We start from the raw sequence: 13,574 nt of genomic DNA on the forward strand, positions 1-13,574 counted from the left end.
CGGTGCCACCAGGACAAGATCACCCGAACGTGCGACGTCCACGGCTTCCTGGATGGTCGGATAGGCGGCGGGAACGCGGAGTTCGGCGGGCCCGCCCGTCGGGCCGGGCCGGGCAGTTCCGTGGGAGCCCGCACAACCCGTGAGCGCCGCTGATCCCAGGGCCAAAGCAGTGATCAGCGAACAAAGGCCGCGGAAGAGGCTTCTGCCTACAAATGGCTTCATGGGGACAGGTGTAACTTATGGGCGGCTTCCTCCGGTGCCGCGATCCGTCGCTTCCGGACGTACCGCCGGCTCGGCCGTATTCCACGGAAAGGCTTCCGACACCCATGCGTGGTGATCTCCCCGCCCACCGTCCGGGCTCCCTGGGACGTCGCGCGGCCCTCGGCGCGCTTCCCGCCGTCACCCTCCTCGCTGCCGGATGCGCCTCCTCGGCCCCGGCCGTCCGCGCCACCGCACCCGGACAGCAGGGCGGCACGGAGGCCGGTGTCGACGCGCAGCCGTCCAGCCAGGAAGGCGTGACGGGCCCCCCTGCTCCGTATGTGCTCCTGGCCTCGTACGACCTGCGCCACGCCGACCAGGTCGCCGTCACGGCCTCCCTGCTGGCCTGGTCGCGCGGCCGCGGCACGGGTGCCACCGCCACCGCCGTCGCCCTGCCCGGCCTGTACCGCACGCTGGGTCTGCGCACTCCGGCACTGCTCCGCGAGCCGCCACGCTTCCCCGGCGACCGGCTCGACCCGGCCCGCTCCGGCGGAGACCTGCTCGTCCTGTGGGCGGGCCCGACGGCCGCCGCATGCCGGGAGGCGGCCGGCCGCTTCACGGCCTCCACGCACGCCGCCCTCGCGCCCCGCTGGCGACAGGAGGGCTTCCTGCCGCCCACCACGCCCGGGGCGACACCCCGCAACCTCTTCGGCTTCAAGGACGGCACGGAGAACCCGCCGTCGTCGGAGTACCGCCGCTGGCTCTGGCACCCCGACGGCACCACGTACCTCGTCTACCGGCGCATCCACATGGACGTCCGCGGCTTCGCCGCGCTTCCCCCCACAGCACAAGAACGCGTCGTCGGCCGCCACCGGGACAGTGGTGCACCGCTCGGCGCCACATCCGAACGCGATCCGGTGGACCTGTACGCGAAGACACCCGAGGGCCAGTACGTGATCCCGGTCGACGCCCACGTCCGGCTGGCCCACTCACGGCTCGACCAGGGAGCCCGTATGCTCCGCCGCGGCTATTCCTACGACGACGGGCCCGCCGGACGCGGACTGCTGTTCCTCGCCTTCATGCGGGACCCGGCCCTCTTCACCCGGGTCCAGCAGCGGCTGTCGGAGTCGGACGCGATGAGCCGCTTCACCGAACACCGCGCCTCGGCCGTCGGCTACGTGCTGCCGCGGTTCGGCGAGGGGCGGACCGTCAGCTGGAACTGACCGACTCTCCGGCAGACCGGGAGAGACCCGCGTCAGCGCCGCGGACCGTCCGCATCCCGGTCGACCGGGATGCGGTTCCCCCCGAAGGCGTCCGCCACGATCGCGTCCGCCTTTGCCGCCTCCGGATTCTCGACGGCCCGGCCGGGCTTGCGGCCGAACACGTACAGCCGATCCCCGATGCCGAGCAGTTGGTACAGCCGTTCGGCGTCCTTGACGTACATGTTCACGCAGCCGCCCGAACCCGACTCGAACAGGTCCTTGTACGTCCCGTGCAGCGCCTGCCCCCCGTTGAAGAACTGCGAGTACGGCATGGGGGCGCCGTCGTAGAGGGTGGAGAAGAAGGTGCGGTTCTTCCGGTAGATCCTCTGCCAGCCGGTACGGGTCTCCAGACCGGCCCGGCCGGACCGGACGGGCACCGGCCGGAAGACGACCTTCGTGCCCTTCTGCACCCACAGGATCTGCCGTGTCAGATCCACACAGGTGACGCGGTACGGCCGCACGGGGCACCGCTTCTCGGCATTCGGGTTCTTGCTCGCGTCGTAGACGAGCGTGTAGCGGTACGTCTTGAGGTCGGGGAAGCCGTTCGCCGGCGTCAGCTTCAGGTCCCGCTGGACCTTGCGGATCGCCACGCAGTCGGCCTGCGACATGCGACCGTCCACCGGCAGCCCCAGCCGCTTCTCCAACTGCCGCTGGTAGGGGCCCGCGTCGGCCGTGCAGCCTTCCGTACGCGCGGAGGCGACCGCGGTCGTCGGACCGACTGCCGACAGCCCCGTCGCCAGCACCAGCGCCCCCGCTGCCGTCCACCGTCGTCGTCCCACACCTGCTCCCAACGTACGAGTGTCGTCTGCACACCTGCGTCAGGAACAAGGAAGCGGGCCGCCAGGACGGTACGCCACCGGTGTGGGCCGAGCGGGGGAGCGCCGACGGCCGGTGCGACGGCACATCCCCCGCGGCACTGACCGAGCCGCGTCACGCCACCGGAGGCCGGGCATGGCCCTGGACGGCCTGCGCGCGATCGTGACGATGCCGAGCCACAACGGACAGGGGACGGGTTCAGCAGGGGCGGTAGGACGAGATCTTGTCGTTGATCCAGCCGGGTATGGTGGCCCACCATTCGCCGGGGCCGATCCGGAATTCGAGGCCGCCGTAGTTCTTGTGTTCGTAGAAGCACATGGAGAGGTTCGTGCTGTTGCCGATGGAGGAGGTGGAGTCCTTGCCCGATCCGGTGAGCTCTCCGACCTGGACGGGTGCGCCGCTGGGGTACACCGGGATCGAGTAGTTGGGGTTGGCGTAGATGAAGACGCCGGCGAAGTTGGCTCCCGTGGCGGCTGCGCCGGCCGGGGCCGCCGTTGCCAGAGCGCCCGCGGTTGCTGCCAGGGTGCCGACGGCCGCGGCAAGGGCAAGGTGCTGCTTGGTCTTTGCAAGGAGCGACATGATCTCTTCCTTCTCTTCGGAGGAGGAGTCCGGCCGTGGAGCGTCGTGAGGGGGCCGGATCTCCGAGCCATGGTGCGACGCCGTGCAAGAAGTTTCTGCAAGTGCGTGAAAAGGATTGCATGGCGAATGCTGCTGCGGCAACTGCCGTGCACTGGTCTGTAGTTGGGGCTTCGGGGCGGCGCGAACGGCCGAGTCCGGACCCGCGATGCGGGTCCGGACTCGGCCGAGCTGGTTGCGCTGGTGCGGTGTCGTGTCACCGGCGCGGGGTGATGAAGGTGTCGTTCACGACGTAACCGTCCAGTCCGTGGAGTTCGCCGTATGCCAGCAGGTCGCTGGTGCGGTTGATGAAGCCGCGCCCGGAGTAGTTCAGTGAGGTGTTGCACAGGACGCTGAAGCCGGTCAGCTCGCCGAAGGAGGACAGCAGGTCGGCCATCCCCGGGTTGGCCGTCGGGTCGACGGTCTGGACACGGGCCGTTCCGTCGACATGGGTGACCGCCCGCAGTTCGCTGGACTCGACCTGGCTGAAGTACAGCATGTAGGGGTCGGGGACCCCGCCGCGGAACCAGCGGTCGGCGTCCTGTTCCAGGCAGATCGGGGCGATGGGTCGGTAGCTCTCGCGCTGCTTGATCTTGTTGAGCCTGCCCGTGGTCTCCTCGGTGAAGGGAGCGGCGAGGATCGACCGGTTCCCGAGAGCACGGGGGCCGATCTCCCAGCGGCCCCGCGCCCAGCCGATGATGTTCCCGTCGCGGAGGTAGCGGGCGACCTCGCCGTGGTGCAGCGGCCGGACGTCGTACCGCTGGGGGTCGAAGGGCAGGTCCTCGACGAACTCGCCGCCCGCGTAGACGTCCCAGTCCAGGCCGGCCTCCCCGGTGTAGAAGTGCTGCGCGTCGATGGCGGTCCCGATCGCGGAACCACTGTCGTTGGGGCACGGCGGGACGAAGACCGCGGGGAAGAGCCCGCACTCGCGCCAGCGGCGGTTCCACTCGCAGTTGAGTCCGCAGCCGCCGGAGATGAGCAGCGGGAGTCCCTCCGTCATGTGCTCCCGGGCGTAGGCGTGGAACCGGTCGAAGAGGGCGTCCGACAGGCGGGCGGCGAGGTTCTTGTACGCGTCCGTCTCCACACCGATGTTGTGGAAGGGGGATTCGGTCATTCGGTTCTTCAGGCTGCCGGTGATGACCTCCCGCCGGCCGAGGATGAAGTCGATGACTTCCTGCTCCGCACGGTCCGTCGGCCGGTCGTCGGCGAATCCGGCCAGGGCCATCTGCTTGCCCGCGTCCTGGAAGCGGACGAATTCCTCGTGGGGACTGTACTGGGGATCGGCGAGCGCGAATCCGTAGGAATACTTGTTTCCCGGGTAGTTGAGCACCTCCTTCAGGTGGGTCACCTGCCCGTGCTCGTCGATGCGGTAGAACGAGCCGATGTTCCCCTCCCACACCAGGCTGTAGAAGGGCTGGTCCCTACGGAATGCTGACATTCCGTAGGACGTCATGATGTGGGAGCGCTCGTGGGTGGAGGAGAAGACGCGTACGTTCTTCCCGAAGAACCGGCCGGCCTTGTCCGTGATCGCGGAATCGCCCACCCCGAAGTACCCGGCGCGTGACGGTTGGTCGGTGGCCTGGGTGCCCTTGATCCAGCCGCTCACGGCGAGGACGTCGGGCTGTTTGTCCAGCCGGTCGGCCGCTACGGCGAACGCCTCGGCGGTCAGGGTGCTGTAACGGACGAACGAGTCCTTCTCCGCCTCCAGGGAGAAGAGCAGCCTTCCGTCCTCGACGGCCGCGATGGCACCGTCATGGCCTTCCTTGAGGGAAAGAATCAGCATGATGGTCCGTTTCTCTGCGTATCAGACGGAGCCGGGACCGGCCGCCGTCGACAGGACTTTGACGGCGAGCGGGTGCAACTGCGGGTTGGCGGAAAGGACACCTGTGCCGCCGTGGGGCGAGTGGCCCAGGAGATCGGTGCAGAGACCGCCGGCTTCGGACACGAGAACCTGTACGGCGGCGATGTCCCAGGGATTCACGACAGGTTCGGCCGCGATGTCGAGGGTGCCCTCGGCGACCATGCAGTGCTGGAGGAAGTCCCCGAAGGCACGGTCCTCCCAGCACTCCTCGGCCAGGCGCAGATACGCCGCACGAGAGTGGAAGACGTCCCAGGTGCGCGTGCTGGTGGTGGACAGGTAGGCGTCGGCGAGGCGGGTGTTGCCGGAGACCCGCAGCGGCAGCGGAGCGCTGCCTGCCGGTCCGCGCCGCAGCCACGCGCCGTGTCCGGCCGCCGCCCACCAGCGGCTGTACAGGGCGGGGGCGCTGATCACACCGACAGTGGGCCGTCCGTCCTCCAGCAGGGCGATCAGGGTTGCCCACACCGGCACCCCGCGCAGGAAGTTCTTGGTGCCGTCGATGGGGTCGATCAGCCAGGTGCGCCCGGCGGTGACGGAGCCGCCGGTCTCCTCCCCGGCGAAGGCGTCGGCGGGGCGGGCGGATGTCAGCGCCTTGCGTACGGCCGTTTCGACATCGGTGTCCGCGTCCGTCACGGGCGTGCGGTCCGGCTTCTCCCGGATGGTCAGGTCGAGGGCCCGGAAGCGGTGCCGGGTGATGTCGTCGGCGATGTCGCCGAGCCTCAGGGCCAGTTCGAGGTCGTCCTGTCGTGGCACGCGGTCACTTCCCGTGCAGTTCGAGCAGGTGGTACTCCATGACGCGGACCTCCTCGATCCGGCGCACGCGGCGCAGCAGTTCGACCCGCATGCCGGATTCCTCCGCGAGGGCGTCGAGGCGTTCGCGGTCCCCGAGGTCGGCCGTGCCCAGCAGCAGCCTGCCGCCGTCCGCCAGATGCTCGTGCGCTCCCGCGAGGTAGCGGGCCTGGCCCCGGTAGCCCGGGTCGAAGACGGCGGAGTGCAGGTCGGTGGAGAGCGCGAAGTCGTCCTCCACGTACGTCCAGGGCACGTTCCAGAAGATGGTGTCGAAGCGGTCCGTGGGAACGAGGGCCGTGTACATGTCGCTGTGCAGGACGCGTACCCGGTCGCTGACACCGTGCCGTTGGGCGTTGGCGATCGTGTTGGCCACGGCCTTGTCGTTGATGTCCAGCGCGGTGACGGCGGCGCAGCCGTGGAGTGCGGCGGTCACGGAGATGACGCCCGTGCCGCAGCCGACCTCCAGGAACGAGCCGCCTTCGGGATAGGGCACCATCGAGGCCAGCACCTCGGTGGCGGCACTCAGGGTGCTGGGGAAGACGCCCCGGTGCAGGCTCCATTCCCGCCCCAGCAGAGTGAAGGAGTCCGGCAGGTCGTCGCCCACGAGGGCGTGCTGAAGGGCCTCGACCACGGTCTCGGGGGTCTCCTGGAACGTCATCGTCCGTGCCTCTCCGGCCGTACGGGTCATCGGTCCTGCCCTGCCGTGTACCGCACGAGCGCCTCGCGGTGACGGCCGACCTTGCGGAACGCCTCGGCGTACTGGTCGATGAGCGCCTTGTCCTGGGGCCAGTTGGTGAAGGTGGGCAGGGACAGTGCGTGCTGCTCGACGTGTTCCGCATGGGAGCCGCCTGTCGGTCCGCTGCCCTTCTTCGGCGTACCGGGGAAGAGGGGGTTCTCCGGGCGGGCGTAGAGCGGCAGGGTCGAAAGCCGGGGACCGGAGGGCGCACCCACCTCCATGCCTTCGGCGCGCAGCGCCTCGACGAGGACGGAGCGGGGGACGCCACCCAGTGCCTCGGGCCGGTAGAGCGGTTTGTAGCCGTACCAGGCGCCCATGTCGACGTGGGCGGCGACGTGCACCGGCTCCAGATAGGCCACGTCCGCAAGCTGCCCGCCGAGGTGGCGCAGACAGCGGTGCCGGGCCTCCTTGCGGGCCGGGAACGCTGCGAGCGCGTGCCGGGCGACGATGGCGTTGAACGGTGACATGCGCAGCTTGAGCCCGAAGCCGGTGACCCAGTGCGACCGCAGTTCCTCGTCCAGGACGGCGTCCCGGGACCGGTCCCGGTAGTGCCCGAGGAGCGTGGCGCGGTCGTGCACCCGGGGATCGCTCGTGACGAGGATGCCGCCCTCGCCCGCGTAGACGGCCTTGTTGGCCTGGAGGGAGAAGACCGCGGCGTCGCCGAAGGTGCCGACGGGCCGCCCCTTGTAGCGGCTGCCGTGGGCGTGGGAGCAGTCCTCCAGGACGCGCAGCCCGTGCCGCTCGGCGATGTGCAGGATCGCGTCCATGTCGCAGGGGTGGCCCCACTGGTGGACGACCGTGATGACCTTAGTGTGTTCGGTGAGCGCGGCCTCCAGCGTCGCCGGGTCCAGTCCGCGGGTGGCGGGATCGATGTCGGCCAGGACCACGTCACCGCGGAGCGCGAAGACGGGGCTCAGCGCCGCGTGATAGGTGAGTGCCGGTCCCACGACGTCCACGCCCTCGCGTACGCCGAGCGCGAAGTAGGCGGCATAGAGGGCGCTGGTACCGGAGTTGAAGGTGACCGCGAAGCGGGCCCGGTCGTCCAGGAAGGCGAGGAAGTCGGCTTCCAGCCTGCCGATGGGGCCGCTGTTGCCCTTGATGGAGATGTCGGTGTTCCGCTGTGCGGCCAGCTCCGCCAGTTCGGCGTCGTCGGCGGGGGGAGGCCAGACTTCGTGCGGCAATGGCTGATCGATGGCGGGCGTGCCTCCGAGGAGGGCGAGTTGCTCGGCGGTGGTCATGTGTCCTTCCCGTTGTCGAGCCGGGTTTTCGGCGCAGGCTTTTCAGCGTTCGACCGTTCGTGGGCGGGCCCGGGTGACGCGTCGGGTCCGGTCGGTGGGTGTACGCCGGTGGGGTCAGGCGCACCGGTCGGCGAGCGTGTTCGGCTCGTCCAGCCGGTCCCGGTAGATCCCGTCGATCGTGCGTACGATGGCGAGCTGACGCTGGAAGTGGTCCTGGCGGTAGCAGAGGTCGTCCAGGTGCCCCAGATGGTGGGCGATCATGGAGCGCACGGCGTCGGTCTTGGGGCCTTCCCAGGCGTAGCTCTCCAGTTGCAGCCCGCCGACGGAGTGCAGGGTGGCGAGCGCGGGAGCGACGTTCAGCGCGCCCTCTGTGCCGAGCACGCAGAGGCGCTCGATCTTCTCGTGGTAGTGGCGCGAGATACGCAGTGAGCCGGCCAGTCCCGTTGAGGGATAGCCGCACATGAGGCTGACGAGATCCTCCAGCCGGCGGTCCCGCATCTCCGGGTACTGGTGCACGAAGGCGGAGTGCACCCGAGAGGGCTCGGGGAACAGCCCGCTGAGCACATCGATGAGGTGATAGCCCATGTCGAGGAGCACACCGCCCAACGCCTGCTCCCTGGAGGCGCGCCAACCCGTGGTCGGGTGGGCCAGGTTCAGGTGGTAGTCGTAGGAGAACCAGTAGGGCCGACCGATCCGGGCGAGGTTTTGCTGGGCGAAGAGGAAAACGGGGTTGAAGTTCCGTTGCAGGAGGGTGAAGACACTGCGGTTGGCCCGTTGCGCCAGGTGGATCAGCTGCCGGGCCTCCCGCTCGGTGACGGCGAACGGCTTCTCCTTGATGACGTGCCTGCCGTGCGCCAGCAGTTGCGCACAGACCGGGAAGTGCTCGCTGTGCGGCACGGTCACCACAGCGGCGTCGAATTCGACCCTGTCAAGGGCGTCCCCGAGAACACTGTGATGCGAAAACCCCCATTCATCGGCGAGTGACGAGGCCGCCGGAGCGGGATCGACGCCGCCGACGACATCCGCAATCTGCCGCACGATCGGCAGATATTCTTTTCCCTGATGACCGGCGAATCCGACCACCAGTACGCGTGGTCGCGGACGCGCGTCGTTCAACCTGTCACCGGACATGCGGAATATCCCCCTTGCGAAATTTCTGAGGACGTGCGGGCAGCCAGGCAGGGGATCGTGGAGATCCCGACCGAGGATGTGGTCGCAGAGGATTCTTCGTAGGGGTTTTTCTGCGGAATATTCGGCGAGGGGATTTCAGGAAATTCTTCGGCTCTTACCGGAAGCGTCGGCGAGCCAGACATGCCCTGCGGTCACCACGTCCTGGATGAAGGTGCTTCCGCTCCGCAGCGTGTTCTCGTCGAGCAGCGAGATGTCCTCGGCTGCGATCCAGGTGAACTCGGTGTGCTTGTCGTGTTCGAGTTCGGGCGAGGAGAGGTCGCCGTCCACCTCGACGACGTAGTCCGACTCGATGTGCCGCTGCCCGCCGGCCGTCCACTCCTCGTGCGCCACCCGGGCCAGAATCCGGCGCAGCCGCCACCCGGTTTCCTCCGCGATCTCCCTGCGCAGCGCGTCCACGAGGGATTCCCCGTGCTCCACCGCTCCGCCGACGACATCCCAGCACCCGGGGAAGAGACGCCGGTCGGCAGAGCGCCGCTGGACGAAGATCCGGTCGTACGGGTCGCGGATCAGCGCGCCCACCACCCGTCGGGGTTCGTTCACCTCGTTCACGCCTGCCTTTCGCTGGGCTCGGGAGATCGTGCGCCATGCGTCGGGTAAAATAGAAAACGAGTCGAACGGCTGGTGGAATCACGCTTGTTGGCGGCCTGATTTTCCGCCCTGAACAATACCTGGAACCCTGTGCCGTGCAGAGATTGCCGTCGGTCTTCGGACGCCTCAACTTCTTCTTGACACGGCATCACGTCATTTGCTGGATGTGGGCACGGCAACAGGTGCCGCGCTCCGGACCGGCAGGTCGATCCGTCATTCCGTATGGAAGTTCGATCTGGTGTCGTCTGTTTTCTGCCACGGTCGGCCGATGTCGAGTGGAATATGTTGGCCAGATGTGCCGCACGCCAAGGCCGGGTGACGTTGCCCGCGGCCCGGGCGAGCGGGTTCTTTGGCCGTACGTCACCGGCGGCGGGCGACCAGGAAGACGTAGCCGACCTGGGGGAGCGCACCGAATCGGGGGAGGGAGCGCGTGGAGGTGAAGAACTCGTAGTGGGGGTCCTCGGCGGAGGGGGCGACATCGGCGAAGGCGTCGGCGAACGCCTGATAGGTGCGCCGGACACGCTCGCCAATGTCGTGGAACTCCACTTCCTCCAGACCGGCTCGGTCGAGTGCCGTGCGGAGCTCCGCCGGTCCGGGAAATCCGGGGGAGCCAAACGCCCGGCACGTCTGGCGGACCGTCTCGGCGGCCTGCCCGGTCACTGGGGAGCGGAGCAGCACATCGGTGATGACCAGCGGGCTGCCGGGGCGCAGGGTCCGGGCGATCTCGGTGAGGGCGGCGGTCCGGTCGCTGATGTGCATCAGGCACTCGATCGCCCAGGCGCCGTCGAAGGACGCGGCTTCGAAGGGCAGCGCGCAGGCGTCCGCGTGGCGGAAGTCCACCCGGTCGGTGAGGGCGGCGGTGTCCGCCCGGGCTCGGGCGAGGTCGATGTCCTCGTGGCTGACCGAGATTCCCGACACGCGGGCACCGGTGGCGCGGGCGATGCGCAGAGCGGGCCGTCCGGTGCCGCAGCCGACGTCCAGCAGGCGTCGGCCGGGTTCGGAGCCGAGCCGGGCCGCCACGAGGTCGGTGAGCCGGTCGGTGGCCTGGTTGAGGGAGCGGCTGTCCGTGGGGCTGTCCCAGTAGCCGACATGGATGTTGCCGTCGATGGCAGTGCCGTCCACGGTCTCGGTCTGCTCGTCGGGGAGTCGGCCGGCGTCTGGTGAGGACGCGGCGGAGTCGTGCGGAACCGGTTCTTTGGTCATGGATGTCTCCCGGACATCAGAGTGTGTCGGTGGGCATCGCTCCACGGCTCGACGGCCGCTTCGTCATCGCCTGCCTGGCGGCGGCCCGTGCCCGGCCGAGGGTGGGCCACGACGAACACCTTGGGGGACTGTGGCCCTCGATGTCGGATTCGTCGTCATTCCGCACAAGCTACTCGCGGCGGTGTCACCCTGAAAGACGGCCTCACAGCCATTGCGGGGGCGCTCCGGTCCCCTCCGTATCTGCTAGGTGCTCGACAATGTGCTCACCCATGCGGCGATCCGTACACCCCGCACCCCTGGCCGACGCGGCACTCATCGACGCGGCCACGGCTCTCGCCCGGACCGCGGTCGACCTGTGCACAGACCCCGAACAACGCGCACGCGTCCGCGACGCGCACCGGCGCCGAAGGCGGTGGTGACAGTACGCGCCGTGCACCCTGTCAGGGGAGGCGTCCGTCCCGCCTGCGCCGTCGTGGCAGCGTGCCACGCCAGGTGCCGACCGCCGCTGTCCGTGCCGGGCGGCCTTCTGTGGAGCCCGATCAGCCGATTGCCGAGCAGGTCGACGAGGCGGACCTTCAAAGTGCGCATCGCGGGAACCCCTTGACGGGCTGCCGAGGTGCGGATGTCCGAGGCAGGACGCGGCACGCACGTCATGGCCAGGGAAGCGGAACCCAGGGTGGCCTGCTGTGGACTTTGGCCGGATGCTTGTTCCGCTGCCTTGCTCCGCCGTTGTTCCTGGGTGCACCACACCTGGGGACAACACGGCCTGGCTACTGCCCTCGCACGCGACGAACCTGTGGTCAGGCAGTCGCAGTGGCTGTCGCCCGTCCGCCTTCGACCTGCTCTGGCCGCCGCTCTTCGCGCAGTCGGCCGCCGAGGGGCGAAGCCGCTGAAGGAACAGGCCATGAGCAGTATGGGTACCGTGCGCCGGAATCCGGCGGCACTCGACGAGATTCTCCTCGACGGCGACCCGCGTCCCGTTCCGTTCGTCCACGCACGCATCCTGACGGCTGACCCCTTGATCGGAACTCTGGACGACGCAGACCTGCTGGCCCTGGGCTCCCGGATCGTCGGGGTCGGCCCCGGCCTCGTCACCGCGGCGCAGGACGACGACGCCGTCGCGGCCGACTGCACCGGACTGACCGTCGTCCCCGCCGTCGCCGACACGATGGCGTACGCCGACGCGGCAGCCGTCCGCTCGACCCGGCCGGAGCGGGTCGGTGCCCTCCTCGCAACCCACCGGCACTCGACGCGTCGGCGACTGGATCGACCGGGCCGGGTTCCTGCGCCAGGAACTCACCGCCGACGGCCGTTACGACGTGACCCGAGTCGGGCGCCCACATGCCTGCCGGGGCCGGTAGGGGGATCGACGGCGGGCGCATCGACTCCCCGGACGACCACGGCTTTTGGGCGTGCGGCGAGTTCCGGGGTGACGAGCTCCCTCCACCACGCCGGTTACGTCATGAAGCTCGCCCGCCCCGCCCCCGTACGCGATCGCCCGCGGCCCGCACGCCCCGTCATCACCCTCCGGCCCGAAGGAAGCCTTCCCATGCATGCTCATCCCCACGACACCACCAGCCCCGCCGTGCTCGACGCGATCCGGCGTCGGCCCGCCGACCGGCGCCGCATCCTGTTCACCGGCGCGACCCTCGTCACCATGGACCCCGCCCTCGGCACCCTCGACGGCGCCGACCTCCTCGTGGAGGGCGACATGATCGCCGCAGTCGGCCACGGCCTCGACCCGGGCGACGCCGTGACCGTCGACGCTGGCGGTACGATCCTGGCGCCCGGTTTCGTCGACACCCACCGGCACGCCTGGCAGTCCCCGTTGCGCCGGATCATGCCGGACGTCGACGACCTCGGCGGCTACGTGACGACCACCCTGGCCGGGTACGCCCCGGTCTACCGGCCCCAGGACATGCACACCGGCACCCGGCTGGCCGCCCTGAGCGCACTCGACAGCGGCATCACGACCCTGCTCGACTTCTCCCACAACTCCCGCACCCCCGAGCACTCCGACGCCGCGATCGAGGGCCTCGCCTCCACCGGCATCCGGGGCGTGCACGCCTCCATGGGCCCGCACTTCGGCACCTGGAACCGGCACTGGCCCGGCGATCTGACCCGTATCAGGGACCGCTACTTCCGCAGCGACGACCAACTGCTCACGCTGCGCCTCGCGGCCCTGGCCACGGACGAGATCGCCGGTCCCGACCTCGCATACGGTCCTGAACTCGCCCGCACCGCCACGGATCTGGGCATCGGCGTGAGCGTCGACGCCGTCTTCGGCGACGCCTCGTCGAAGGCCGTCCTGCACTGGGCGGAGCACGGGCTGCTCGGCCCGGACGTCACCCTCATCCACTGCACCGGGCTCACCGCCGAGGCGTGGCGGGCGATGGGGGAGAACGGCACCACCGTGGCGCTCGCCCCCACCTCCGACGCGCAGATCGGCCTGGAGACGGCGATCCCCGCCATTGACGAGGCGCTGGCCGCCGGCATCCGCCCCGGGCTCAGCATCGACGTCGAAGTCGCCCTGGCCGGCGACATGTTCACACAGATGCGGACCCTGCATGCCGTGCAGCGGATGCGTGCGGTCAACGCCGCCCACGGCACCGGCCGTGCGCCTTCCCGCATCACCACCCGCGACGTCCTGGACCTCGCCACCCTCCAGGGCGCCCGCACCAACGCCCTGGCCGACGTCACCGGCTCGCTCACCCCCGGCAAGAAGGCGGACCTGCTGGTCATCCGTGCCGAGGACCTCAACAACATGCCGTTGAACGACCCGATCGGCACCGTGGTGCTGGGCTCCGACGCCCGCAACATCAGTGCCGTCCTCGTCAATGGCGAACCCCGGAAGTGGGACGGACACGTGCTCGACGTCGACCTGGCCTCCCTGCGCGACGAGGTGCACGCCTCGCGGGATTACGTACTCGACGCGGCAACCGTCTGACACACGGTGGTGGGGGGGGGGGGGGGGGGGGGGGGGGGGCCCCCCCCCCCCCCCCCGGGGGGGGGGGGGGGGGGCGGGGGGGGGGGGGGGGGGGGGGGTTTGTGTTGGGTTTGGGTGGGGGGGGGGGGGGGGC

General features: G+C 69.6%; 13 protein-coding genes. 4 read left to right on the forward strand and 9 right to left on the reverse strand.

The window, feature by feature from the left end; all coding sequences use genetic code 11:
• Window positions 1-326: 326 nt before the first annotated feature.
• Entirely contained in the window at window positions 327-1,421 is a 1,095-nt protein-coding gene (locus tag ACIO3O_RS25065) for a Dyp-type peroxidase (protein ID WP_401749417.1), read from the forward strand.
• A gap of 32 nt (window positions 1,422-1,453) precedes the next feature.
• Here ACIO3O_RS25065 and ACIO3O_RS25070 read toward each other — a convergent pair whose 3' ends face one another.
• From ACIO3O_RS25070 to ACIO3O_RS25110, 9 genes are all read right to left on the reverse strand, one after another.
• Window positions 1,454-2,239, reverse strand: coding sequence for a L,D-transpeptidase (locus tag ACIO3O_RS25070; protein WP_401749419.1), 786 nt, complete (start codon window positions 2,237-2,239; stop codon window positions 1,454-1,456).
• A gap of 235 nt (window positions 2,240-2,474) precedes the next feature.
• Window positions 2,475-2,855: a hypothetical protein gene (locus tag ACIO3O_RS25075; RefSeq protein WP_401749421.1), complete on the reverse strand. Its 381-nt coding sequence runs from the start codon at window positions 2,853-2,855 to the stop codon at window positions 2,475-2,477.
• Between the two features lie 253 nt (window positions 2,856-3,108).
• Window positions 3,109-4,674: a carbamoyltransferase C-terminal domain-containing protein gene (locus tag ACIO3O_RS25080; RefSeq protein ID WP_401749423.1), complete on the reverse strand. Its 1,566-nt coding sequence runs from the start codon at window positions 4,672-4,674 to the stop codon at window positions 3,109-3,111.
• 21 nt (window positions 4,675-4,695) lie between these two features.
• Window positions 4,696-5,502 (reverse strand): histidinol-phosphatase, encoded by an 807-nt coding sequence (gene hisN, locus ACIO3O_RS25085; protein ID WP_401749424.1) that lies wholly within the window; start codon window positions 5,500-5,502, stop codon window positions 4,696-4,698.
• 4 nt (window positions 5,503-5,506) lie between these two features.
• On the reverse strand, window positions 5,507-6,196 hold the full coding sequence (locus ACIO3O_RS25090; protein ID WP_401749426.1) for a methyltransferase: 690 nt from the start codon (window positions 6,194-6,196) through the stop codon (window positions 5,507-5,509).
• Between the two features lie 26 nt (window positions 6,197-6,222).
• Complete coding sequence (locus tag ACIO3O_RS25095; protein WP_401749428.1) at window positions 6,223-7,512, reverse strand: DegT/DnrJ/EryC1/StrS family aminotransferase; 1,290 nt, start codon at window positions 7,510-7,512, stop codon at window positions 6,223-6,225.
• A gap of 114 nt (window positions 7,513-7,626) precedes the next feature.
• Entirely contained in the window at window positions 7,627-8,643 is a 1,017-nt protein-coding gene (locus tag ACIO3O_RS25100; protein WP_401749430.1) for a Gfo/Idh/MocA family protein, read from the reverse strand.
• Window positions 8,644-8,778: 135 nt separating this feature from the next.
• A complete protein-coding gene (locus ACIO3O_RS25105) occupies window positions 8,779-9,243 on the reverse strand; it encodes an NUDIX hydrolase (protein WP_401749432.1) in 465 nt (154 codons plus the stop codon).
• Window positions 9,244-9,651: 408 nt separating this feature from the next.
• Window positions 9,652-10,494, reverse strand: coding sequence for an SAM-dependent methyltransferase (locus ACIO3O_RS25110; protein WP_401749434.1), 843 nt, complete (start codon window positions 10,492-10,494; stop codon window positions 9,652-9,654).
• Window positions 10,495-10,763: 269 nt separating this feature from the next.
• Here ACIO3O_RS25110 and ACIO3O_RS25115 point away from each other — a divergent pair, with 269 nt between their 5' ends.
• The 3 genes from ACIO3O_RS25115 to ACIO3O_RS25125 all read left to right on the forward strand — a co-directional run bounded on the left by ACIO3O_RS25115 (window position 10,764) and on the right by ACIO3O_RS25125 (window position 13,441).
• On the forward strand, window positions 10,764-10,913 hold the full coding sequence (locus ACIO3O_RS25115) for a hypothetical protein (protein ID WP_401749436.1): 150 nt from the start codon (window positions 10,764-10,766) through the stop codon (window positions 10,911-10,913).
• A gap of 801 nt (window positions 10,914-11,714) precedes the next feature.
• Window positions 11,715-11,855: an Atu4866 domain-containing protein gene (locus ACIO3O_RS25120; RefSeq protein WP_401749438.1), complete on the forward strand. Its 141-nt coding sequence runs from the start codon at window positions 11,715-11,717 to the stop codon at window positions 11,853-11,855.
• Between the two features lie 188 nt (window positions 11,856-12,043).
• Window positions 12,044-13,441, forward strand: a complete 1,398-nt coding sequence (locus tag ACIO3O_RS25125; RefSeq protein WP_401749440.1) for an amidohydrolase family protein — start codon at window positions 12,044-12,046, stop codon at window positions 13,439-13,441.
• Window positions 13,442-13,574: the final 133 nt, after the last annotated feature.

Source organism: Streptomyces sp. NPDC087440, assembly GCF_044744005.1.
Classification (GTDB): domain Bacteria; phylum Actinomycetota; class Actinomycetes; order Streptomycetales; family Streptomycetaceae; genus Streptomyces.